This is a genomic window from Pseudorhodoferax sp. LjRoot39 (assembly GCF_964253035.1).
Classification (GTDB): domain Bacteria; phylum Pseudomonadota; class Gammaproteobacteria; order Burkholderiales; family Burkholderiaceae_C; genus Pseudorhodoferax.
Genome location: NZ_CAXUQL020000001.1, coordinates 4,830,422 through 4,853,399 on the forward strand (window position 1 = coordinate 4,830,422; position 22,978 = coordinate 4,853,399).

Consider the following 22,978-nt stretch of genomic DNA (forward strand, 5'->3'; position numbering starts at 1 on the left):
TCTCCTTGGTCATGGAACGCGGGGCCGTGGAGTCAGCGACCAGCCGGGGTGAACTGCTTGGAAAAGCCCGACCACACCGCGTCGTAGTCCACCTGCAGGTGGCCGGCATGCAGCGCCTGCGCCGTGGGCCGGAACACATGCCGGCTCTCGAACATGAAGGCCAGCGTGTCCTCGATGCGATGCGGTGCCAACGTGGCCGCGCTGGCCTTGTCGAAGGTCGCCGCGTCGGGCCCGTGCGGCAGCATGCAGTTGTGCAGGCTGATGCCGCCGGGCACGAAGCCCTCGGCCTTGGCGTCGTACACGCCGCGCACCAGGCCCATGAGTTCGCTCATCACGTTGCGGTGGAACCAGGGCGGGCGGAAGGTGTCCTCGGCCACCAGCCAGCGCGGCGGGAAGATCACGAAGTCGCAGTTGGCCACGCCGGGCGTGTCCGTGCCCGAGGTCAGCACGGTGTAGATCGACGGGTCCGGGTGGTCGAAGCTGATGGTGCCGATGGCCATGAAGCGTGCCAGGTCGTACTTGTAGGGCACGAGGTTGCCGTGCCAGGCCACCACGTCGAGTGGCGAATGCGGCTGGCCGCCTTCCCACAGATGGCCCATGAACTTGTTGACCACGCGCACCGGGCCGGTGTCGACCTCGAACGCGGCCACCGGCGCCAGGAAGTCGCGCGCATTGGCCAGGCCATTGGAGCCGATCGGCCCCAACTCGGGCAGGCGGAACGGCGCGCCGTAGTTCTCGCAGACATAGCCACGCGCCTCAAGCCCGCGCAGCTCCACCCGAAAGCGCATGCCGCGCGGTACCAGCGCCACTTCGCCGGGGGCCAGTTCCAGCAAGCCCAGCTCGGTGTGCAGCAGCAGCGCGCCCGACTGCGGCAGGATCAGCAGCTCGCCGTCGGAGTCCATGAAGTAGCGCCTGTCCATCGAGCGGTTGGCGCGGTAGACATGGGTGGCGCAGCCGGTCTGGCCGTGCACGTCGCCATTGCCGGCGATGGTCACCATGCCGTCCACGAAGTCGGTGGGCTCCACTGGCATCGGCCAGGGGTCCCAGCGCAGCCGGTTGGCGGGCGTTTCCACCTCGTTGAAGGGCGCGCTGCGCCACTGGCGGTCGTCGATGCGTGCGAAGGCCTCGTGCATCGCGCTGGGCTGGATGCGGTACAGCCAGGTGCGCCGGTTCTGCTCGCGCGGCGCGGTGAAGGCCGCGCCCGACAGTAGCTCGGCGTACAGGCCCAGCGGCGCCTGCTGCGGCGAGTTGCGGCCGATGGGCAAGGCGCCGGGTCGGGCCTCGCTCGTGAACTGGTTGCCGAAGCCGCTCTGGTAAGCGACCGCGGACGGCTTGGACGTCGACTCCATCTTCATCTCCTTCAATTCTTCTACCTGCGTCAGTCCTGCCATTGCGGCGTGAAAAATTCCGCCGGCACCAGGATGCGCGACTCCTGGCTCTGCAGCAGCGGCAGCATCTTGGCCACATAGGCCTTGAAGCCCGGATCGGCCATGAGGGCGTGGCGCCGCGCGGTACGCTCGTTCATGTCCTCGTAGGCCCACAGGTGCACGATCTGGCTCAGCGGCCCGGTCTCGCTGCGGTAGTAGCCGACCATGCGGCCCAGGATCTTCTTCTGGATGGCCAGGCCCTCGGCCTCGTACAGCGCCAGGTAGGCGCGCCACTGGCCGGGGTGGCAGGTGTAGGTTCTTTGCTCGACGATCACGTGCTGTCTCCTGGGATCAAGCGGTGGCGGGCAGCAGCGTGCCGCGGCACGCACCGAAGCCGATCGCGACGTGGCCTCGGGCTTCGCAGCGGCCCGTCAATGTCAGCTCGTCGCCATCGGCCAGGAACAGCCGCTGCTCGCCGCCCGGTAGCGTCAGCGCACGTGTGCCGCCGGCCGTGATCTCCAGCAGGCTGCCGAGCGCCTCGAGCGTGGCGCCGGAGACCGTGCCCGAGCCAAGCAGGTCGCCGGTGTCGAGCCAGCTGCCGTTGCTGGTGTGGTGCGCCAGCATCTGCGCGATGCTCCAGTACAGCAGGTCGGCGTTCGAGCGCGACAGCCGCAGCGGCGGTTGTCCGTTGGCAGCCATCTGCGCCGAGCGCAGGTGCGCGTCCAGCGCGATGCGCACGCCGCCGTGGCGCTGGTCCACTGCATCGTGCAGGTAGGGCAGCGGCGCCGGGTCGTCCTCGGCGCGCGGCGCCACCGCGGTGCGGAACGGCGCCAGCGCCTCGGCGGTCACGACCCAGGGCGACACCGTGGTGGCGAAGCTCTTGGCCAGGAACGGGCCCAGTGGCTGGTACTCCCAGGCCTGGATGTCGCGGGCCGACCAGTCGTTGAGCAGCGTGACGCCGAACACGTGGTCCCAGGCGTCGCCCACCGCGATGGGCCGGGACTGCGCGGAAGGCGCGCCGACGTAGATGCCCAGCTCCACCTCGTAGTCCAGCCGCTGCGCGGGCGCGAAGCGTGGCACTGCGTCCTGCGGGCCCTTCAGTTGGCCATGCGGGCGCTGCACCGGTTCGCCGCTCACGCGCACGCTGTTGGCGCGGCCGTTGTAGGCGATGGGCACGTGCTTGTAGTTGGGCAGCAGCGGCATGTCGGGGCGGAACAGCCGGCCCGCGTTGCTCGCGTGGTGGATGGAGGCGAAGAAGTCGGTGAAGCCGCCCACCCGCACGGGCATCACGAGCTCCACGCTGTCGATGGCGTGCAGCGCCGCACCGAGCCGGTCGCGGTGCTCTGCTTGTCCAGCAGACAGCAGGCGCGACAGACCGGCGCGCAGGGCAGATGCCGCCGCCGGCCCCAGGGCCATGAGTTCGTTGAGCCGTGGCGCGCGGCACGCCAGCGCCGCCTGCGCGGCCGGCCCCTCGAGCAGGTCGGCGCAGGCGCCCACGTCGAGGACGCGGTTGCCGATGCCGACTCCGCAGCGCGCTTCGCCACCGGCAGGCCGGAACACCGCGAACGGCAGGTTCTGGATCGGGAAGTCGGTCTCCTGCGCCTGGGCCGAGGGCACCCAGCTCTGCAGCGACGGATCGTGCGTGGCGTTCAAACGGTGGCTCACAGGCTGTGCCCCCCATCGATGACCACGCGCGTGCCGGTGGCCGTGCGCAGATGCGTCACGCAGGCCAGCACCGACAGCGCCACGTCCTCGGGCGTGACGACGCGGCCCAGCGGCGTGGCCGCAGCCTTCATCTCCAGCTCGGCGCGGTTGCGGCCGGCGACGAAGTCCGTGTCCACGGCCGCTGGCGACACGCTCAGGAAACGCACCTGCGGGCCGAAGGCGCGCGCCAGCGCGACCGACATGGTGTCCAGCGCCGCCTTGGCCGCGCAGTAGGCAATGTTGCTGCCTAGCGCGGTGAAGGCCGAGACCGAGGACACGCTGACCACCGTGGCCTGGCCCGAGGCGCGCAGCAGCGGCAGCAGCGCGCGGATGATGGAGAACGGCCCGCCCGCGTTGGCACGCAGGATCTCGTCAAACAGCGCAGGCGTCAGTGTGTCGATGTCCGCGTGGGCGATGCGCTGCGTGAAGCCGGCCGAGTTCACGAGCACGTCGACGGCGCCGTGCTCCCCCCGCAGCGTTTCGGCCAGCGCCTGGTGCGCCTGGCCGTCGGTCAGCGGGATGTGCAGCGCGCGGTGGCCGCTGCCGGGCAGCTCGGCGCGCAGCGCCTCTGCCCGTTCCGCGCCCTGGTTGAAGCCGATGACGACGCGCGCGCCCGAGGCGGCCAGTAGCCGCACGCAGGCCGCGCCGATGCCGCTGCTGCCGCCGGTGATAACGGCCAGTTTGCCGGCCAGCGGCTGTGCAGCGTTGAGAAGTGTGGAGTTCATGTTGGAGAGCTTTGCGGTGGAAGGCGGTGTCAGGCGTAGCGCACCAGCACGGACTTGGTCTCGAGGAAGGACTCGAACGATTCCTCGCCGAGGTCGCGCCCGTAGCCCGAGGCGCGGCGGCCACCTTCTGGCAGGCCGGGCCAGGGCATGGGTTCGGTGTTGACCGCCACCTTGCCCGAGCGGATGCGCGGTACCACGGCGTGCATGGTCTGCAGACTGCGCGTCCACAGGCAGGCCGACAGGCCGTAGGGCGTGTCGTTGGCCATGGCCACAGCGTGGTCCACGTCGTCGAACGGCGTCACGGTGATCACCGGCCCGAACAGTTCCTCGCGCACAATGGCGGCTTCCTGGTCGGCCACGGCCACCACGCTGGGGCGCACGTAGTAGCCCGGCGCGTCGATGCGCGGCGCGGCGGTCAGCAGCTCGGCGCCGGCGCGCTGGGCGGCGTCCAGGTGCTGCAGCACATGGCGCTGCTGGCGCGCGTTGACGAGCGGGCCGAGCTGCGTGTCGGGCGACAGGCCCGCGCCCAGGCGCATGCCGTCGGCATGCCGCGCGAGCCGGTCGACCGTCTCGTCGTGGATGCGCTTGTCCACGTACAGCCGCGAACCGGCCACGCAGACCTGGCCTGAGTTCAGGAAGATGCTGCCGGCGATGCCGGGGATGGCCTGGTCCAGATCGGCATCGGCGAACAGGATCTGCGGCGACTTGCCGCCCAGCTCCAGCGTGGCCTTGGTCACGTTGCGCGCGGCCGCCAGCGCCACCTGCGTGCCGGTGGCGGTAGAGCCCGTGAAGGTGATCTTGTCCAGCCCCGGGTGCGCGGCCAGCGCCGCGCCGGCAGCGCTGCCCACACCCGTCACCACGTTGACCACGCCGGGCGGAAAGCCGGCCTCCTGGATCAGGCCGGCCAGGTGCAGCACGCTCAGCGAGGCTTCTTCGGACGGCTTGAGCACGATGGTGCAGCCGGCCGCCAGCGTGGGCGCCAGCTTCCAGATGGACATCATGAGCGGCACGTTCCACGGAATGATGGCGCCGACCACGCCCAGTGGCTCGCGCTGCGTGTAGCCGAAGAAGGCCGAGTCCGGGATCGGCACGCCGACCTGCACCGTCCGGCCGGTGGCGCGCCCCGCCAGGCCCGCCATGTAGCGCAGCGTGTCGATGGCGCCGCCCACGTTCAGGTCGCGCGCCATCCAGATCGGCATGCCGACGTCGACCACCTCCAGTTCGGCCAGCAGCTGGCGGTCGCGCTCGATCAGTTCGGCCAGCCGGCGCAGCAGGGCTTCGCGCTGGGCGCCGTGCAGACGGGGCCATGGACCGCTTTCGAAGGAGCTGCGGGCGGCGCGCACAGCCGCGTCGATCTCGGCTGCGCCGCCGGCCGCGATGCGCGCGACCTCCGCGGTGCTGCTCGGGTCGATGACCGCCAGGCTGCCTGCCACCGGCACCCACTCGCCGCCGATAAAGACGCGGGCCGGCTGCTCCAGGGCCGCGCGGGTGGCCGGCGTGAGCCGGCCCAGATCGTTCACCAGCATGGTCATGCTCCTTGCGATTGGATGAAGTGGGCGGCCCGCTCGGCCACCATGATGGTGCCGGCGTTGGTGTTGCCGCGCGGGATGGCGGGCATGACCGAGACATCGGCCACGCGCAGGCCATGCAGGCCGTGCACGCGCAGCTGCGGGTCGACCACGGCCTCGCGGTCGACGCCCATCTTGCAGGTGCCGCCGGGGTGGTAGACGGTCTTGACGAAGTGGCGCACGCGCGCGTCGATGGTGGCGTCGTCGTCGCCCGCCAGTTCGGGGACGGGCTCGATTTCCTCGCTGACCAGCGCCGCCAGCGAGGGCGCGCGCAGGATGCGGCGCGCCAGGCGCACGCCTTCGCGCAGCACGCGCACGTCGTCTTCGTCGGCCAGCGCACCGGCGTCCAGCCAGGGCAGGTCCAGCGGGTCCTTGCTGCGCAGGCGCAGTTCGCCACGCGACTTGGGCGCCAGCTGGCAGGGGTTCAGCGTGATGCCGTGCACCATGGGCGGCTCGCGGTCCACGTCGCCGACCAGCACCGGCAGCACGTGGAACTGCACGTCGGCGCGGCCATCGCCGTCCAGGTCGAAGAAGCCGCCGGACTCGACGACGTTGGACGTCATCAGCCCGCTCTTGAACAGCACCCACTGCGCGCCATGGCGCAGCGCCGACAGGCCCTTGTCCTGGCCGAACAGGCTGATCGGCTCGCGCGTCTTGCCATAGACGGGCACCTCCAGGTGGTCCTGGTAATTGCGGCCGACGCCGGGCAGGTCGCGCACCACCGGGATGCCCAGCGCCTGCGCCTGCGCGCCGGGCCCCACGCCGGATTGCAGCAGCAGCTTGGCGCTGCCCAGGCCGCCTGCGCACAGCACTACCTCGCGCCGCGCGCCGAAGCGCACCGTGGCGTGCGCGCCCGTGCTTTCCACGCATTCGATGCCGGCGGCGCGCGTGCCTTCGAACATCACGCGGGCGGCGGTCAGGTCGGTGCGCACCTCCAGGTTCTGCCGCGACTTGGCCGGACGCAGGTAGAAGCGCGAGGTGTTGCCGCGCTCGCCCTCGGCCGCGGTGATCTGGTAGAAGCCGGCGCCAAGTTGCGAGGCGCCGTTGAAGTCGTGGTTGAACGGCAGCCCCACCTCCTGCGCGGAGCGCACGAAGGCCGCGTTGAGCGGGTGGCGGTAGGGCGTGTCCATGACCCTGAGCGGCCCTTGCGCGCCGTGGAAGGTGTCGGACAGCCGTGCGTTGCCCTCGGACTTGCGGAACCAGGGCAGCACGTCGTCGTAGCCCCAGCCTTCGCAGCCGGCGTCGCGCCAGCCGTCGTAGTCCTGCCGGTCGCCGCGGATGTAGATCATGCCGTTCATGGAGCCGCTGCCGCCCAGCGTGCGGCCCTGCGGCACATGGGGCTTGCGGCCGCCCAGGCCGCGCTGCGGCTCCGACTGGTAGTCCCACATGCGCTGGGTACCGAACACGCGGCTGAAGCCGGCCGGCATGCGAATGAAGATGCTGTTGTCGTGCGGGCCGGCCTCGATCAGCAGCACGCGGTGGGCCGGGTCGGCGGACAGCCGGTTCGCCAGCACGCAGCCAGCGGAGCCGCCGCCCACCACGATGTAGTCATAGTCTTGCGAGGTGTTCACGGGAGAGTCTCTTCGGTGTGGTGGACAAGGTGGTCGGGGCAGACACGGCCACGTTCGATGGCGAAGCGCACGTCGCACAGGCCTTGCAGGTTGGCACCCTCGGAGTCGGTGACGACGATGGTCGGGCCCTGCCGGCGCAGCGCGCGCAGCACGGTGGCCAGGCGCTCGACCAGGGCCGGCGCCACGCCTTCGAAGGGCTCGTCCAGCAGCAGCAGGCGCTGTCCCTGGCAAATGGCGCGGGCCAGCGCAGCCAGCTTCTGCTGCCCGCCGGAGAGCTGGTTGCCGCGGCGCTGCACCAGCGGCACCAGCTCGGGGATCATCTGCAGCACGCCGTCGATGCGGCGCGCGCGCTCGGCTGGCGCCAGGCGCGCCACCTCCAGCGGCAGCTCGATGTTGGCGCGCACCGTCAACTCGGGCACGAGCCGCCGGTCCTCGGGCATGTAGCCGATGCCTAGCTGCACGCGCTGGCGTGTCGGCCAGGCGGTGACGTCGGTGCCGTCCAGCAGCACCTGCCCCGACGAGGCCGGCAGCGCGCCGACCAGGGTGCGCATCAGCGTGGTCTTGCCAGCACCGTTGTGGCCGACGACACCGATCACTGCGCCGGGCGTGGCTTGCAGGTCCACCTGTTCGAGGATGGAGACGGGGCCGACGGCCACGCTGAGTTGGCGGGTTTCGATCATGCGGCACCTGCCTGGCTGCGGACCGGTGCCGCGTGGTTTGGTTTGCCACGCAGCACGGCGGTGGCGACCACGGCGTCCTGCATGACCTGCTCGGGCGTGCCGTCGGCGATCATCACGCCGTCGCGGAACGCGAGGATGCGCGTGACATAGCGGCGCACCACGTCCATGTCGTGTTCGACGAACAGTACGGTCACGCCGCCGGCGCGAATGGCGTCGAACACCACCTCCATGAGCGGCATCTTCTCGGCCGACGAGACACCGCTGGTGGGCTCGTCGAGCAGCAGCAGCCGCGGCTTGAGCGCCAAGGCCATCGCGATGTCGATCAGCTTGCGCTGGCCCTGCGGCACCAGGCTCACCGTGCGCTCGGCGATGTCCAGCAGGCCGAAGCGCTGCAGCACCGCCGTGGCCTCGGTGTCGCTGGCCGGCGCATGCAAGGGCCGCAGCAGGCCGGCGGCACTACCCTGGGCCAGTGCCAGCGCGAACAGGATGTGCTCGCGCACCGTCATGTCGGGGAACAGCTGCGGCACCTGGAACGAGCGCGCCATGCCGTGCGCCACCAGCTGGCGCGGCGTGCGGCCCACCGTGCTGCGGCCCTGGAGCAGGATGCTGCCGCTGGTGGGGCGCAGGTAGCCCGTCACCATGTTCAGGAAGGTGGTCTTGCCGGCGCCGTTGGTGCCGATAAGGCCGACCACTTCGCCGGCATCGATGCGCACGCTGACCTTGTTGACGGCGACCACAGCGCCGAAGCGCACCGTGAGGTCGCGCGTTTCCAGCAATGGCGTCGTCATGCGCCGGCCTTCCGGTTGGTCTTCAGGATGCTCGACAGCCCGCTGGGGAAGCGCACGATCAGCAGCAGCAGCGTGCCGCCCAGCACGAACTTCCAGTACTGCGGCGCGTACTCGAAGGCCAGCGCGTGCACCGCTTCCAGCACAAAGGCCGCGGCCAGCGAACCCCAGATGCCGCCGGCACCCGCCAGGATGGCGATGAACACGAACTCGCCAGAGGTCATCCAGAAGCCCATGCCCGGGTCGACCTGGCCGACCAGGATCGCCACCAGCGCGCCGGCGCCGCCCGCGAAGGCGCCCGACAGCGTGTACTCGGTGTGGATCAACCGGCGCGGCGAGTAGCCCAGGTACTCCACGCGCACCTCGTTCTGGCGGATGGCCGGGCCGATGTTGCCCATGGACGTGGCCAGGTAGCGCGACACGCCCCAGGCCGCCAGCAGGGTGACAGCCGCCGTCAGCAGGTAGACCGACTGGATAGCGCCCAGGCCCGCCGTCTGCGCGCCGAAGAACGAGGCGCGGGCGACGGAGAAGCCGTCGGTCGAACCCAGGCTCTGCGATTTGAGCAGCACGCCGTACAGGATCATCGACAGCGCCATCGACAGCATGGCGAAGAAGATGCCGCGGTAGCGCCGCATCAGAAAGCCCGCAGCGAAGGCGACAAAGGCCGACACCAGCGTGGCCAGCGCGAGCAGCAGGAACGTGTCCTTGATGCCCAGCCAGGCCGTGCCCAGGCCCGCGGCGTAGCCACCCAGGCAGTAGTACAGCGCATGGCCGAAGGGCACCAGGCCGGCGCGCAGCAACAGCAGGAGGCCGAGGGCGACCAGGCCCTTGGCCAGCGCCACGGCGGTCAGGCTCAACAGCCAGCTCGGCATGGCGAAGGCGCCCAGGGCCAGCACAGCCAGGAACACCAGCAGCGCGGCGTCGGATCGACGGAGCGTGTTCATATCTTCCTCAACGCGGCTTGCGGGAACAGCCCCTCGGGCCGGATGGCCAGCACCAGCGCCATCACCGCATAGACGATGAACACTTCGGCAAAGGGGAACAGGTGGATGGTGGTGGCGCGTGCGAGGCCCACCACCAGTGCGCCGACGGCGGCGCCGGGGATGCTGCCCATGCCGCCGATCACGATGACCGCGAAGGTCACCACGATCACCTCGGCGCCCAGGCCGGGGGCGACCTGGATCATGGGCGCCGTCAGCGCGCCGCCCAGCGCCGCAAGCACGGCGCCCAGCACGAAGGTGGCCAGGTACAGGCGCTCCACATGGATGCCCATCGCAGCGGCCATCTCGGGGTCGCGGATGATGGCCGTGAGGCAGCGCCCGGTGCGCGTGCGCTGCAGCAGCCACCACAGCGAGAGGCCGACCGCGATGGCGGCCGCCAGCAGCACGAACTCGTAGTTGTTGAAGCGCAGGCCGTTGATCTCGGAGCTGCCCAAAAGGCCATAGGGCGCGCTGGCCGACTGGGCCGAGGTGCCCCAGACGAACTGGATCACGTCGTCCAGCACCAGCAGCAGCGCATAGGTGGCCAGCGCCAGCGAGACCTCGTCGCGCCCGCGCAGGCGCTGCAGCACGCCTTTTTCCAGCAGCAGCCCGGTGGCGACGCCGGCGACCACGGCGGCGACCAGCTGGATCGCGAAGGCCTCGAACGAGGGCGGCCGGTCCGTGAACCAGTAGCCCATGGCGCTGGCCGCCACATAGGCGCCGATGGCATACAGGTTGCCGTGCGCAATATTGAGGACCTTCATGACGCCGAAGACCAGCGTCAACCCGGCCGCCACGAGGAACAGCCAGGCGCCGTAGATCAGCCCGTCGATGAGGATGGTGACGAGGGTCGTCATGGGTGGTGCGGAACTGCGGCGATCACTTGGACGCGACGACGCCGTCGCACTTGCGCCCGGCCATGCCGTCCTTGAGCCAGGCCTCGCTCTTCACGCCCTCGGGCGGGTTCACGCATTCCGCGGGGAAGCGCACCACGTTGCGCACCGAGACGGTCTTCTTCTCGGTGTCGAAGAAGGCCTCGCCGACCGCCATGTCCTGGATCGCCTGGTGGCCGTTGCCCAGTGCGAGCCGGATGGTGCCGCTTGGCGTCACGATGCTGCGGCCCTTGAGTGCCTTGATCACGGCCGGCGTTGCCGTGCTGCCGGCCTTGGCGGCGCTGTCGTAGGCCGCCTTCAGGGCCAGCAGCGAGTTGGTGTACTGGTAGGCGGTGTAGACCGGCGTGTCCTTGAAGCGGCCGCGGTAGGCGGTGATGAACCAGTCGTTCAGCGGCGAGGCCGGCGCGAACAGCCCGTTGGTGCCGCGGGCGGTGAACACCACGCCGTCCGGCAGCTGCGCGCCCATGCGGTACATGGACAGTTCCAGCAGCGGCGCGTAAATCTTGGACTGCTCGTGCAGGCCGCGCGGGCGCATCTGCGTGAAGAAGGCCTCCAGGTCGGCGCCCGCCATCGAGGTGTGCAGGATGTCCGGCCGCCTGGAGGCCAGCGCCGAGATCTCGGCCGAGTATTGGCCGGCGCCGGGCGTGGGCCACTGCTCGGCCACCACGGCGATGCCAGGCGTGAGCGCCTTCAACGCGGCGCTGAAGTCGCGCCAGGCGTCCTGGCCCAGCGCGTAGTTCGGGTTGATGTGGCCGACCGTCTTGGCCTGCGGCATGCGGGCCTGCGCGTAGAGCGCCAGGGCCACGCTATCCATCGTGGTGGTGCCGGTGGTGCGGAACACGTACTCGTACTTGCCGTCTTCGAAGATGCGCGGTGTGGCGCAGGTCGACATCACGGTCAGCACCTTCAGTTCCTCGGCCACGGGCGCGACGGCCAGGCAGGTGGCGGCCGAGCCGAAGCCCATCACCACGTCGGCGCCCTGGCGTTCCACCAGGCCGCGGAACTCGGCCACTTGCTTGGCGTTGCCGCCGTTCTCGTCCAGGAAGACCAGTTCGATCTCACGGCCGCCGAAGCCCTTGCCGGTGTTGTAGGGCGCGGGCAGTTCGCCCTTGTTGATGGCCTCGGCCAGCATGCGCGCGGCGTTCTGCCCGGGACCGTTGACGACCGACAGCGGCCCGGTCAGCGGCGTGACGACGGCGATGCGGACCTTGCCGGCGGTCTGTGCGTGAGCGGTGCCGAGCAGGCACAGCGCGCCCAGCGCGGCGGCGATCCAGCGGTGGCGGCGTGGAAGGTTCATGGCTTTGTCTCCTGGTGGTGGCATGGAACGGCGGGGCTTGGCCCCTTCCTGGCCGCACGACGATGTCCATCTATCGGAGTCACGCGTGCGTCTTGCTCAGGATTCTTTTCTAATCACCGGAAACGAACCATACGAATGTCCGATAGGTGAACATGAAAACAAGCTCAGATGCCGGCTCGCTAAAACGGGGTGTGGTTCTGCTCAAGCTGTTGGCCACGGCGGGCCGCAAGGGCCTGGCGCTGACGGAGCTGGCGACCAAGGCACAGCTGCCCCATCCCTCGGCGCACCGCGTACTGGGCCAACTGGTGGCGGAGAAGCTGGCCGTGCACAGCACCGAGACGCGCCGCTATCGCCTGGGGCCGCTGGCGTTCGAACTCGGCGTGGCGGGCTCAACCATGCACGACATCCGCGACCTGTGCGACGGCGCCATGAGCGAGTTGGCGCGCGAGACGGGCGACACCGTCTACCTGGTGGTGCGCAGCGGCTTCGACGCGGTGTGCATGCACCGCCGCGAGGGCGAGTTCCCGATCCGCGCGCTGGTACTGGAAGTGGGCAGTCGGCGGCCGCTGGGTGTGGGAGCGGGCGGCCTGGCGATCCTGGCAGCGATCCCGGACGAGGAGCGCGCGGAGATCATCGAGCGCGTGGCGCCCAGCCTGCCAGCGTTCGGCAAGCTGACCGCGCAGGACCTGGCCGAGGCCTGCCAGCTGTCCCGCGAGGAGGGCTCAGCGGTGATCCAGAACCGCGTGAGCCTTGGGGTGCGGGCCGTGGGCGTAGCCTTCCACGATTCGATGGGGCAGGCCGTGGGCGCGCTGAGCGTGGCGGCGCTCACGCAGCGCATCAACCAGCGCAGGACGCAGCAGATCGCGGGGCTGCTGCGCAAGGCGACGCAGGAGGTCGAGGTGCTTATGCGCAAGCGCACCCGCGTCTGAGCGCCACGGTATCAGCGCATCCGCTGCACCGCCTGGATCCAGCCTTCGAAGGCCTGCATCTGCGCCGTCACGAATCCGCGGGTGGTCTCGTCCACGCAGGCGCCCGCGCCATCGAACTTCGCGGTGCTGCCGCCGATGAACACTTCGGGTTTGATCAGCACCATGGCGTTGACGAACAGCAGGATCTTGCGCAGCTCGTACTGCACCCGCGATCCGCCAAGCGGGCCCGGCGATGCGGAGAGGATGGCGACGGGCTTGCGCGCGAACGGCTGGTCCTCGCCGCGGCTCAGCCAGTCGAGCGTGTTCTTGAACATGCCCGGCACCGAGAAGTTGTACTCCGGCGTGGCAATGACAACGCCGTCGCAGCGGCGGATGCGGTCGCGCAGTGCCTGGACGGTCGACGGAAAGCCTGCTGCGAGGATGTCGGCATCGAATGGCGCCACATCGCGCCATTCAATGATGTCCAAATGCATCGAAGAGGGCATGCGTGCCCCCGCCAGTTCGAGAGCCATGCGATTCACAGATCCGGTTCGCAGGCTTGCACACAGTCCGACGACGTCCAGAGTCTTCATTTCCCCGCCTTGATTCAGTTGATTGCCGCGACCCGCAGCGGATGCACGAGCAGACAAGGAGAAAGTTTAGGTTTCATCGCTACCTTTTACGTCGCTATGTCCGATTCTCGGACAGACCTTCACCGTCGCTTATCCAAGCGTCAGATTCCTTATCCGCGTTTCGCGGTTGCCGGTCGACGTCCATACAAGCCTCAATGTCCTCAACTTTCACTGTCGGGCTGTGGACTCGCAGTTGGGCGTGCTGCCATTGATCGGTTGGTTGAGGCAGGGTCCAATCGGCCGCATGGGTTCGGCACGCTTAGATCAAGGACCGCTGTTTCCTCTGTCGGAGGTCAGACGTTTGTAGCTAACGGTCAGCAACTCCCAAATATGGCCATCCGGCTCGTTCCAGTAGATGCGGTGGCCACCGTACGCTGAGGCAACCATGCAGTCGTCCGGCCCCAGCGCCTGGCCACGGAACACGACCCCGGCAGCCCGCAGGCGCTGCACGGTCTGGTCGAACGCCTCCTGGTCGACGCGGAAGCAATAGTGCTGCTGCGGCACGGGCCCGTCGCACTGCGCGAAGTCCAGCGTCAGGCCAGCATTGACATACACCGGCGAGTAGGCGCCGATGGCGCCCTGCGCGGCCCAGGGCACGCCCAGCAGTTCCGCGAGCAGCCTGGCGGCCGCGACGCGGTCCTTCGACGGAATATTCAGGTGGTCAAGGCTGACGGGCATGGGCACAGACCTCGTGTGCGGCGTGCGGCCGCCGCTTTCCCGGCGGCCGCGCAGGCAATTCAGAGCATGTCAGCGTGGACCCGCTCCACCGTTCCGCCGGCGGCCAGCAGGGCCGCCTCGAGGGCGAGGGCCTGCGGCATCAACGCCTCGGCGTAGAAGCGCGCGGTCGCCATCTTGGCCTCGCCGAAGGCCAGGTCCTCGTCGTGCGATGCGTACGCCGCCAGCATGGCTCTGGCCAGCTGCCAGCCGCACAGCACCACGCCGGCCAGGCGCAGGTACGCCACGGCGCCGGCATACACCCGTACCGGCTGATCCGCGGCATGGGCCAGCACATAGTCCACCGCAGACTCGAACGCCATGCGCCCGGCATGCAGCGACTGCCGCATCACGCGGAAGTCCTCGCCGTCCTGCTCGGCGAGCGCGCGCTCGGTCTGAGCGATCCCTTCGCAGACGGCCCGGGCCACGGCCCCGCCGTCGCGCAGCGTCTTGCGGCCCACGAAGTCGTTGGCCTGGATCGCCGTCGTGCCCTCGTAGATCGGCAGGATGCGCGCATCGCGGTAGTGCTGCGCGGCGCCGGTCTCCTCGATGAACCCCATGCCGCCGTGGATCTGCACGCCCAGGCTGGCCAACTCGACCGCCAACTCGGTGCTGTGCCCCTTCACCACGGGCACCAGGAACTCGTAGAGCGCCAGGTTGTCACGCCGCTCGCGCTCGTCTTGTGCGTGGTGAGCGGCATCGCCGGCAGCCGCCGCCACATAGGCCAGCGCCCGCGCGCCTTCGATCGATGCCTTCATGGTCAGCAGCTTGCGCCGCACGTCCGGGTGCTGGACGATGGGCGGCGCGGCTTCGTTGCTGCCGAGCGCACGGCCCTGCACGCGCTCGCGTGCGAACGCAAGGGCCTGCTGGTAGGCGCGGTCGGCCACGGCGATGCCTTGCAGTCCCACGGTGAAGCGGGCTGCGTTCATCATGACGAACATGTAGGCCAGGCCGCGGTTGGGCTCGCCGACCAGCTCGGCCACCGCGCCGTCGAATTGCAGCACTGCCGTGGGGCTCGCCTTGATGCCGAGCTTGTGCTCGATGCTGACGCACTGCACGCCGTTGCGATCGCCCAGGCTGCCGTCCTCGCGCACCAGGAACTTCGGCGCGACGAACAGGCTGATGCCCTTCACGCCGGGCGGCGCGTCGGGCAGGCGGGCCAGGACCAGGTGGACGATGTTGTCCGCCATGTCGTGCTCACCCCAGGTGATGAAGATCTTGGTGCCGTCGAGGCGGTAGGTGCCGTCGGCCTGCGGCTGCGCGCGCGTGCGCACGGCCGCCAGATCGGAGCCGGCCTGCGGCTCCGTCAGGTTCATGGTGCCGGTCCAGGTGCCGGCGATCAGCGGTGCGGCGTATTTGTCGCGCAGGGCCGGGCTGGCGGCCATCAGCAGCGCCTCGATGGCGCCGTCGGTCAGCATGGGACACAGGCCCAGCGACACGTTCGCAGCATGCAGCATCTCCGCGCAGGCCGCGGCGATGAGCCTGGGTGCGCCCTGGCCACCGTAGGCCTGCGGATGCGCCAGGCCTTGCCAGCCGCCTTGCGCGAAGAGCCGGTACGCCTCCTTGAAGCCAGGCGTGGCCGTGACCCGGCCGTCGTGCCAGCGCGAAGGCTGGCGATCACCCACCACGTTGAGCGGCGCGACCACCTCCCGGCACAGGCGCGCGGACTCTTCCAGGACGGCCTCGGCGGTCTCGACGCCGAAGTCCTCGAAGCCGGGCAGGGCGGCCACGCGGTCCAGCTGCGCCAGATGGCGCATCGCGAACAGCATGTCCTTGACGGGGGGTGTGTAGCTCATCTCGTTTCCTCTGTGCCTGCCCGCAGTCAGCCGGCAGGTCTTGCTGTCGCGGCGCCTTGGGCCTGCGGCCCGTCCCGCCCAGCGGGAACGCTGGCCTGGGACGGCCCGGCGCTGCGCTCACTCGGGCTGGATGCCCGCTTCCTGCGCCACCTTCTGCCAGCGCGTGATCTCGGTGTCGACATGCTTGGCGAACTGCTCTGGCGTGGTCGGCCAGGCTTGCACCGCGCTCTCGGCCAGCTTGGCGACGGTGGCCTTGTCGCGCAGCGCCGCGTTCAGTCCGGCGTTGAGCTTGGCGACGATGTCGGGCGACATGCCTGCCGGACCGATGAGCCCCGACCAGGCAGGGACCGAGAGGCCGGGCACCGTCTCGGCGGCGGCCGGGATCCCGGGCGCCAGGTCGCTGCGTTCTGGCAGGGAGATCGCCAGCACCTTGAGCTTGCCGCCCTTGGCCATGGCGATGCCGGTGGCGGAGTCGACGATGGTCACGTCCAGCGTGCCGCCCATCACGTCGGTTCCCGCCGTGGTGGTCGACTTGTACGGCACCATCAGCAGGTCGATCTTGGCGAGGCGGCCGAGTGCGGCCAGCTGGATCTTCGTCAGCGCCGAGTAGTGGCCGACCGACACCTTGCCGGGGTTCTTCCTCGCATAGGCCACCAGCTCGGCGAAGCTGTTCACGGGCAGTTGGTTGGAGACGATGTAGCCCTGGAAGGCGTTGTAGATGCCGCCGATGGGGGTGACGTCCTTGCGTGGGTCGTACGGCAGGTTCTTGACCACCGAGACGTTCAGCGCCATCGGCGAGATGCCGCCCAGCATCAGCGTGTTGCCGTCGGGCTTGGAACGCATCAGGTCCTGCATCGCCAGCAGGCCGTTGGCACCGGGCTTGTTGTCGATCACGATGGGGCGCTTGAGGATCTCGCCCATGGTCGTCGCCACGATGCGCGTGGCGAAGTCGCTGGGCGTTCCCGGGCTCAGCGGGATGACGATGCGGATCGGGTCGCCGCCTTGGGCGAGGGCGGTGCCGCTCAGCAGGCTCAGCGCCGCGACTTTCAGAAGCGTTCTTTTGTTCAATGTCGTCTCCGTTGGATGGTTGTCAGGTGATTCGTCGCGTTGCGGGTCTGCAGCCCACGGTCTTTGAGCGGTTGGCCCCAGCGCGCCGGGTCGGTCGCACGGGCAGGCCAGGCTTCCTTGGGCCGCGCCAGGCTGTCGCTGCTGGTGTCGGCTGAGAAGCCGAGGGCGGTTCGAGCCCTCCAATGTCGGCCGGACCGGCCGATCAGGTCATCACGCGCAGCAGCTCGGCGATGTCGGTGACCGATTCGAGCCGAGCCACGGTCTGTGTCAGGCGGGCAGCGGTGTCGTCCGGCAGCGGCTTGGCGGCGAAGGTCGCGCAGTCCGCAGACTTCGCGGCAAACTCCGCCGTGGTCATCGCGTTCTTCGGATGGCCCTTGGGATAGTCGATGCGTGTCTCTGCCGTCTGGCCGTCGCGGAATTGCACGATGACACGCGCTGGTGTCACGAAGCGGCTCCAGTCGCGCTCGATGTCTTCGTCGACATAGGGCTTCACGCGTGCGGTCAGCGCCAGGATGTCCTTGCGCTGCAAGCCTTCGTCGGAGAAGTGGCCGATGCCCAGGCGCCCGTCGATCCAGGCCGCTGCCGCTGTGTAGGGGATGCTGAACTGCGCCTCGACGATGGTGCGCGGCGCCAGGCGCACGGCTTCCGGCGTGCAGACCATCTGGTAGCCCGGCGCCGTCACGCCGACACGGATGCTCTCGATGTCGCTGGCGGGCCGACCGGTCTGCGCGCGCAGGGCCAGCACGGCGTCCACGGCGGCATGCGTGTCGCGGCAGCAGGGGTAGGGCTTGTAGCTGAGGTTCAGCAGCTCGAAGCGCTGGCCCAGGTCCTTGCGCACGATCTCACGGTCCACATTGCCCTTGAGGTACACGCGGGTGAAGCCGTCGGCACCGTCGAACACCTCCTGGGCGCCGCGGATTCCGCGTTGGGCCAGCTGCACGGCGAGCACTGCCGCCTGGGCCGCCAGCCCGGGCTGCAGCCGCTTCATCAGCGAGGCATCGCGCGTGACCTGGTGGTTGCCGGCCACCGAGCTGTAGACGATGCCGAAGGCGTTGCGCATCTGCTCTTCGTCCAGGCCCAGGGCACGGCCGGCGGCGGCGGTGGCGCCGAAGTAGCCCAGCAGCGAGGTGTAGATGAAGCCGCTCTCGACGATGTCCACCGTCACGCCCACGCCCAGGCGGCAGGTGACCTCCAGGCCGGCCGCCACGGCGGCGATCAGCTCGGCGCCGGAGACGCCGCCGCGCAGCTGGGCCGCGGCGATCGCGGCCGGCACGGCGGTGACGCCCGCATGCAGGATGGCCGCGTCGTGGGTGTCGTCGTAGTCACGGGCATGCGACATGCCGCCGTTGATGAGGGCCGCATGGTGCGCTGGGTACTTGCCGCCGAACACGAACATGTCGGCCTGCGGCGTGCCGGCCCATTCCTGTACCAGGCCGGACACCTCGGCGATGGCCTTGGCCGACGAGCCCGCCAGCGCGCAGGACAGCGTGTCCAGGATGTTGGTCTTGACCGCGTCGACGACGGCCGCGTCCAGACGGCTTGCGTCGATGTGCGCGGCGAAACGCGCCAGGTCGAGCACGAGGTCGGGTTGCGAGGGGTTTGTCTCCGGAGCGCGGTGTGGTGCCGTCATGGTTGTGTCCTGCAAGCGGTTGGATGCACAAAAACTGGGCGCAGTGTAGGAATCGGCACGGCCGTGGGTCCATGCCCTTTTTCGGGAGCCGGTGTGCTTGTTTCTCGAACGATGGGCGCTGCGGAAATCGCGGACACGGCGTGCCGAAAAAGCGCATGGCGCCGCTGCCCGCCGCTTCCTAGACTGCGCCGCATTCAAGAGAAACGGGAGACAAGCCATGGCGCAACACGCGCACACGGACCTGCTGATCGACAACCGTGACTGCGCCGGTGCGGGCGCGGCGCTGCATGTCGTCAACCCTGCCACCGAAGACACGGTGGCCGAATTCCGCGGCGCTTCGGTCGCCCAGGTCGACGAAGCCGTGCGCAGTGCACGCAGGGCGTTCGAGAGGACGCCGTGGCGCACCGACGCGGCCCTGCGCAGGGCCACGTTGCTGCGCTTCGCCGACCTGATCGAGCAGCACGGCGATGCCCTGATGGAGGTGTTGATCGACGAGATCGGCACGCCCATCAACCTGAAGTCCAACCACATCGGCACGCCGGCCGCCTTCGTGCGCTGGTTCGCCGAAGCGGCGGGTGTCGACCGCACGCGGCACCTGGGCTTCAACAGCACGCACTCGGCGGTCAGCACGGTGGCCTATCGGCCGGTGGGCGTGGTGGCTGCCATCACGGCCTTCAACTACCCGATCCTGATCGGTGCGACCAAGATGGCCGCTGCGCTGGCGGCCGGCTGCACTGCGGTACTGCTGTCCTCGCCTCTGGCGCCGCTGGCTGTGCTGTTGCTCGGCAGGCTGGTGCGCGAGGCCGGCTTTCCGCCCGGCGTGGTCAACATCCTGGCCGGCGCGGCCGAGACCGGCCGCGCGCTGACCGAGCACGCCGACGTGGACAAGGTCAGCTTCACAGGTTCGGTGCAGGTGGGCCGGCAGGTCATGCAGCAGGCCGCGGGCGGGCTGCGCAGCACGGTGCTGGAACTCGGCGGCAAGTCGGCCGCGATCATGCTGCCCGGGGTGGACTACGAGAAGTACGGCTTCTCGCTGCATGCGCGCTATGCACGCAACGCCGGGCAAGGCTGCGGCTCGCCAACCCGCATCCTGGTGGAGGCGTCGCGCTACGAGGAGTTCCTGGCGGTCAGCCGCAAGGCCTATCCGCTGCTGAAGGTGGGCGACCCGCGCGACCCGGCCACCATCCTGGGGCCGGTCGTCACCGCGGCGCAGCGCGATCGCATCGAAGCGGGCCTGCAGCGCGCCGTCGCCGCCGGCGCCCAGGTCGTCGCGGGAGGAGGGCGGCCCGACCTCCGCAAGGGCTGGTTCCTGAATCCGTCGCTGGTCGGTGGCCTGGACAACCAGGCGGCGCTGGCCCGCGAGGAGATCTTCGGCCCCGTGTCGGTGGTGCTGACCTACCGCAGCGTGGACGAGGCGGTCCAGATCGCCAATGACTCCGACCTGGGCCTGAAGGCCTACGTCTTCGGCGCCACGGACGCGTGCCTCAAGCTCGTGCCGCAGCTGCGTGTCGGAACGGTGCAGATCAACGGCGGCAGCCCGATCCGGCCCGACGCGCCGATGACGGGCTACAAGCACAGCGGGGTGGGGTCGGAGTGGGGCGAGGACGGCCTGCGCGAGTTCCTGCGGCCCCAGCACATCGACTGCCCGATCGGCTGACGCGCAACCGCAACGAGGGACCGACATGCGACGCAACCGACACCTGCTGGCGTTGGGCTTGGCCCTGGCTGCCTTCGTGGCGCCCGCGCTGGCTTCCAGCTACCCCGACCGCGTGATCAAGCTGGTGCTGCCATTCCCTGCCGGCAGCGCGACCGACGCGGTGTCGCGCTTCATCGCAGAGGAGCTGCGCAAGGCCATGGGTCAGACCGTGGTCGTGGAGAACCAGGCCGGTGCCGACGGCATCATCGCGGCCCAGGCCGTGAAGCGCGCTGCGCCGGACGGCTACACGCTGATGGTCAGCACCAACTCGGCCCACGGCAGCAACCGTGCGCTGTACGACCAGCTGCCCTACGACCCCGAGAAGGACTTCGAGGCCGTGGGCACGCTGATGCGCATCCCGCAGATGCTGGTGGTGCGCAAGGACTTCCCGGCCAACGATGTGCGCAGCTTCGTCGGCGTGGCGCGCGAGCGTGCCAGGACCAGGCCGATCAGCTTTGGCACGGGGAACACCTCCAGCCGCATTGCTGGCGAGCTGCTGAAGGTGGCCACCCAGCTGGACATGGCCGCCGTGCCTTACCGGGGAACGCCGCAGGCGCTGCAGGATCTGGTGGGTGGCCAGATCGACCTGTTCTTCGCCGACCCGTACGCCGCGTCGGGCCTGCTGGCAGCAGGGCAGATCAAGGCGCTGGCCATCACGGACACCATGCGGCTGCCGCTTCTGGCACAGGTGCCGACCATGGCCGAGGCCGGCTTCAGCAGCGTGGAGCTGGTCAGCTGGGCGGGCGTGTTCGCACCGGCCCGGACCGACCCGGCCATCGTCGAGCGGCTCAACCGCGAGATCAACCGCATCCTCGCCACGCCGCAGGCGCGCGACACCATCCAGAAGATGGGCGCCGCGCCCATGGCCATGGGAACGGCCGAGTTCCGCGCGTTCGTGTCGGCAGAGCTTGTGCGCTGGGCGCGGCTCGTCGAGCTGGCCGGGATCCCGAAGAAATAACACCAGGAGACAACACTTGCTCGACATCCATCCCAGCGAGGGCAGCACGCTCTCGTACCAGGACAGCACGCGCTGCCTGGCGCCCATCCCGTTCAGCGAGCGGGACCTCCCCACCGCCATCGCCGAGCCCTACTTCAAGGTCGGCGACAGCACTGTCGCACTCGAAGGACCGGCCTTCGACCGGCAGGGCAACCTGCTCTTCGTCGACATCTACGGCGGGCGCGTGCTGCGGCTGTCGCCGAGCCGCCAGCTGACGACGCTGTACACCGAGCCCGACCTGCACCCGGCAGGCATCGCCATCCACCGGGACGGCCGCATCTTCGTGGCCTGCGTGGGGCCCATCAACGCGGTCGGCCAGTTCGACGCCGGCAGTGTGATCGTGCTCGACGCGCAGGGCCGCAAGCTGGAGACCGTGGTGCCGCCACAGGCCGGCCACGTGGTCGACGACATCGTGTTCGACCGCGAGGGGGGCTTCTATTTCACCGACTTCCGCGGCACATCGACCGAAGCCACGGGCGGCTTGTTCTACGTCACGCCCGACCACCGCGAGATCCGGCCTGTGCTGCCGCACATGTGCGCGGCCAACGGCGTTGCGCTGAGCCCCGACGACAAGGTGGTGTGGGCAACCGAATACTGCGCCAACCGCCTGCACCGGATCGAGCTGGCCGCGCCGGGCGTCCGCGCGCGGGGCGGGGTTTCCGTGCCGTACACCTTCGCGGGCCGCGCGCCCGACTCGATGCGCACCGACTCGGCCGGCAATGCCTATGTGGCGTTGAACTGGCAAGCCCGGTTGTTGGTGCTGAGTCCGTTCGGCGTGCCGATCGGACAGATCCTGCTGCCGGGGCGCGAGCAGGACATGTTCCTCAAGTCGACCAGCCTGGCGCTGGTGCCCGGTTCGCGCGATCTGGTGATCGTCGCGCGCGACGTCGTCCGCGACGGCGGCGCCGTGGTCTTCACCGCGCGCGGCGTGGCGCCGGGCTTCGCGATGTTCTCGCACCAGTGACCGGAGGCTGCGATGCACACCTCTCCCACGCGCAGAACCCTGCTGGCGGCATGCGCCGGACTCGCGGCACCGGCCTGGTTGCGGGCCCAGGGGGCCTGGCCGCTCAAGCCGATCCGCCTGATCGTGCCATTCGGACCCGGCGCGAGCACCGACACGGTGGCGCGCTTCGTGGCCACCAAGCTGTCGGCGCGTCTCGGTCAGCCGGTGGTCGTGGAGAACAAGCTGGGCGCCGGCGGCATCGTCGGCACCACCTACGTGGCGGGCCAGCCGGCCGATGGCTACACGCTGCTGTTCCAGTCCAGCCCCTACATGACGGCACCGCTGCTGAAGAATCCAGCGCCGTACGACCCCACCGCGGACCTGGCGCCGGTCGGCATGGTCGGCTCCGGGCCCTTCGTGGTGGTGATCGGCAACGACGTGCCTGCCACCAGCCTGCGCGAGTTCATCGCGCTGGCGCGCAGCAAGCCGATGAGCTATGGCTCGGCCGGCGTGGGCACCATCAACCACCTGGGCGGCGAGCTGTTCAACCACCTGGCGCAGGTCAAGCTCTTGCACGTGCCGTACACCGGCCTGGGCGCGGCCATCACCGACTTCCTGGGCGGGCGCACGCAGATGCTGGTGGCCAGCCTGCCGGCCGCGCTGCCGCACGTGCGCGGCGGCCGCATGCGTGCGCTGGCCGTCACGGGCACCGAGCGGTCCGCCCTCATGCCCGAACTGCCCACCGCGGCCGAGGCCGGCTTGCCCGGCTACCAGGTCGATTCCTGGTGGGGCCTGCTGGGACCGCGCCATCTGCCTGCGCCCATCGTGCAACGTCTCAACGCGGAGCTCAACGCGGTCCTGGCGATGCCGGACGCCAGCGAACTGCTGGCGCGCGACGGCGCGAGGCCGCGCCCTGGATCGCCCGACGACTTCGCGCGCGCGATCGCCACCGAGGTGCCGCGCTGGCGCCAGCTGGTGCAAGCCGCGGGCATCACATCCGATTGACCAATCAAGGAGCTACGAC

The 22,978-nt window shown here is 69.7% G+C and carries 21 protein-coding genes; 5 read left to right on the plus strand and 16 right to left on the minus strand.

The features are described from left to right. Positions 1-32 precede the first annotated feature (32 nt). Genes hmgA through ACSQ4M_RS22600 form a run of 11 tightly spaced genes read right to left on the minus strand, consistent with a single transcriptional unit; the run spans position 33 to position 11,570 of the window. A complete protein-coding gene (gene hmgA / locus ACSQ4M_RS22550; protein ID WP_436191648.1) occupies positions 33-1,349 on the minus strand; it encodes a homogentisate 1,2-dioxygenase in 1,317 nt (438 codons plus the stop codon). A 29-nt stretch (positions 1,350-1,378) separates the two neighbouring features. Next, entirely contained in the window at positions 1,379-1,702 is a 324-nt protein-coding gene (locus tag ACSQ4M_RS22555) for an NIPSNAP family protein (protein ID WP_056177653.1), read from the minus strand. A gap of 16 nt (positions 1,703-1,718) precedes the next feature. Then, positions 1,719-3,032 carry a fumarylacetoacetase gene (gene fahA, locus ACSQ4M_RS22560; RefSeq protein WP_436191649.1) on the minus strand — a complete coding sequence of 438 codons (1,314 nt, stop codon included), beginning with the start codon at positions 3,030-3,032 and terminating at the stop codon, positions 1,719-1,721. Continuing rightward, positions 3,029-3,796, minus strand: a complete 768-nt coding sequence (locus ACSQ4M_RS22565) for an SDR family NAD(P)-dependent oxidoreductase (RefSeq protein ID WP_436191650.1) — start codon at positions 3,794-3,796, stop codon at positions 3,029-3,031. The genes fahA and ACSQ4M_RS22565 overlap by 4 nt, the downstream gene beginning before the upstream one ends. Positions 3,797-3,825: 29 nt before the next feature. Beyond that, positions 3,826-5,322: an aldehyde dehydrogenase family protein gene (locus tag ACSQ4M_RS22570; protein ID WP_436191651.1), complete on the minus strand. Its 1,497-nt coding sequence runs from the start codon at positions 5,320-5,322 to the stop codon at positions 3,826-3,828. A 2-nt stretch (positions 5,323-5,324) separates the two neighbouring features. Further along, positions 5,325-6,935, minus strand: coding sequence for a GMC family oxidoreductase (locus ACSQ4M_RS22575; RefSeq protein WP_436191652.1), 1,611 nt, complete (start codon positions 6,933-6,935; stop codon positions 5,325-5,327). After that, the gene (locus ACSQ4M_RS22580; RefSeq protein WP_436191653.1) at positions 6,932-7,615 is read right to left on the minus strand and encodes an ABC transporter ATP-binding protein; all 684 of its coding nucleotides are present in this window, start codon (positions 7,613-7,615) and stop codon (positions 6,932-6,934) included. Before ACSQ4M_RS22580 ends, ACSQ4M_RS22575 begins: the two co-directional genes overlap by 4 nt. Further along, positions 7,612-8,403: an ABC transporter ATP-binding protein gene (locus ACSQ4M_RS22585; RefSeq protein ID WP_436191654.1), complete on the minus strand. Its 792-nt coding sequence runs from the start codon at positions 8,401-8,403 to the stop codon at positions 7,612-7,614. Before ACSQ4M_RS22585 ends, ACSQ4M_RS22580 begins: the two co-directional genes overlap by 4 nt. Next, positions 8,400-9,344, minus strand: a complete 945-nt coding sequence (locus ACSQ4M_RS22590) for a branched-chain amino acid ABC transporter permease (RefSeq protein WP_436191655.1) — start codon at positions 9,342-9,344, stop codon at positions 8,400-8,402. Before ACSQ4M_RS22590 ends, ACSQ4M_RS22585 begins: the two co-directional genes overlap by 4 nt. Further along, positions 9,341-10,237: a branched-chain amino acid ABC transporter permease gene (locus ACSQ4M_RS22595; RefSeq protein WP_436191656.1), complete on the minus strand. Its 897-nt coding sequence runs from the start codon at positions 10,235-10,237 to the stop codon at positions 9,341-9,343. The genes ACSQ4M_RS22590 and ACSQ4M_RS22595 overlap by 4 nt, the downstream gene beginning before the upstream one ends. Positions 10,238-10,259: 22 nt before the next feature. Further along, a complete protein-coding gene (locus tag ACSQ4M_RS22600) occupies positions 10,260-11,570 on the minus strand; it encodes an ABC transporter substrate-binding protein (RefSeq protein ID WP_436191657.1) in 1,311 nt (436 codons plus the stop codon). Between the two features lie 152 nt (positions 11,571-11,722). Here ACSQ4M_RS22600 and ACSQ4M_RS22605 point away from each other — a divergent pair, with 152 nt between their 5' ends. Further along, a complete protein-coding gene (locus ACSQ4M_RS22605) occupies positions 11,723-12,499 on the plus strand; it encodes an IclR family transcriptional regulator (protein ID WP_436191658.1) in 777 nt (258 codons plus the stop codon). A gap of 11 nt (positions 12,500-12,510) precedes the next feature. Here ACSQ4M_RS22605 and ACSQ4M_RS22610 read toward each other — a convergent pair whose 3' ends face one another. The 5 genes from ACSQ4M_RS22610 to ACSQ4M_RS22630 all read right to left on the minus strand — a co-directional run bounded on the left by ACSQ4M_RS22610 (position 12,511) and on the right by ACSQ4M_RS22630 (position 18,318). Continuing rightward, entirely contained in the window at positions 12,511-13,071 is a 561-nt protein-coding gene (locus ACSQ4M_RS22610; RefSeq protein WP_436191659.1) for an NADPH-dependent FMN reductase, read from the minus strand. 303 nt (positions 13,072-13,374) lie between these two features. Then, positions 13,375-13,788 carry a VOC family protein gene (locus tag ACSQ4M_RS22615; protein WP_436191660.1) on the minus strand — a complete coding sequence of 138 codons (414 nt, stop codon included), beginning with the start codon at positions 13,786-13,788 and terminating at the stop codon, positions 13,375-13,377. A 59-nt stretch (positions 13,789-13,847) separates the two neighbouring features. Then, complete coding sequence (locus tag ACSQ4M_RS22620; protein WP_436191661.1) at positions 13,848-15,620, minus strand: acyl-CoA dehydrogenase; 1,773 nt, start codon at positions 15,618-15,620, stop codon at positions 13,848-13,850. Between the two features lie 117 nt (positions 15,621-15,737). Beyond that, positions 15,738-16,688 carry a Bug family tripartite tricarboxylate transporter substrate binding protein gene (locus tag ACSQ4M_RS22625; protein WP_436191662.1) on the minus strand — a complete coding sequence of 317 codons (951 nt, stop codon included), beginning with the start codon at positions 16,686-16,688 and terminating at the stop codon, positions 15,738-15,740. Between the two features lie 202 nt (positions 16,689-16,890). Beyond that, the gene (locus ACSQ4M_RS22630) at positions 16,891-18,318 is read right to left on the minus strand and encodes an MmgE/PrpD family protein (protein WP_436191663.1); all 1,428 of its coding nucleotides are present in this window, start codon (positions 18,316-18,318) and stop codon (positions 16,891-16,893) included. A gap of 217 nt (positions 18,319-18,535) precedes the next feature. Between ACSQ4M_RS22630 and ACSQ4M_RS22635 the strand changes: the two genes are divergently transcribed. The 4 genes from ACSQ4M_RS22635 to ACSQ4M_RS22650 are packed head-to-tail and all read left to right on the plus strand — an operon-like array spanning position 18,536 to position 22,959. Beyond that, positions 18,536-19,975 (plus strand): aldehyde dehydrogenase family protein, encoded by a 1,440-nt coding sequence (locus ACSQ4M_RS22635; RefSeq protein ID WP_436191664.1) that lies wholly within the window; start codon positions 18,536-18,538, stop codon positions 19,973-19,975. 25 nt (positions 19,976-20,000) lie between these two features. Then, positions 20,001-20,972: a Bug family tripartite tricarboxylate transporter substrate binding protein gene (locus ACSQ4M_RS22640; RefSeq protein ID WP_436191665.1), complete on the plus strand. Its 972-nt coding sequence runs from the start codon at positions 20,001-20,003 to the stop codon at positions 20,970-20,972. A gap of 16 nt (positions 20,973-20,988) precedes the next feature. Further along, positions 20,989-21,975: an SMP-30/gluconolactonase/LRE family protein gene (locus ACSQ4M_RS22645; RefSeq protein WP_436191666.1), complete on the plus strand. Its 987-nt coding sequence runs from the start codon at positions 20,989-20,991 to the stop codon at positions 21,973-21,975. A gap of 12 nt (positions 21,976-21,987) precedes the next feature. Continuing rightward, positions 21,988-22,959 (plus strand): tripartite tricarboxylate transporter substrate binding protein, encoded by a 972-nt coding sequence (locus ACSQ4M_RS22650; RefSeq protein WP_436191667.1) that lies wholly within the window; start codon positions 21,988-21,990, stop codon positions 22,957-22,959. The last annotated feature ends 19 nt before the right edge of the window (positions 22,960-22,978 follow it).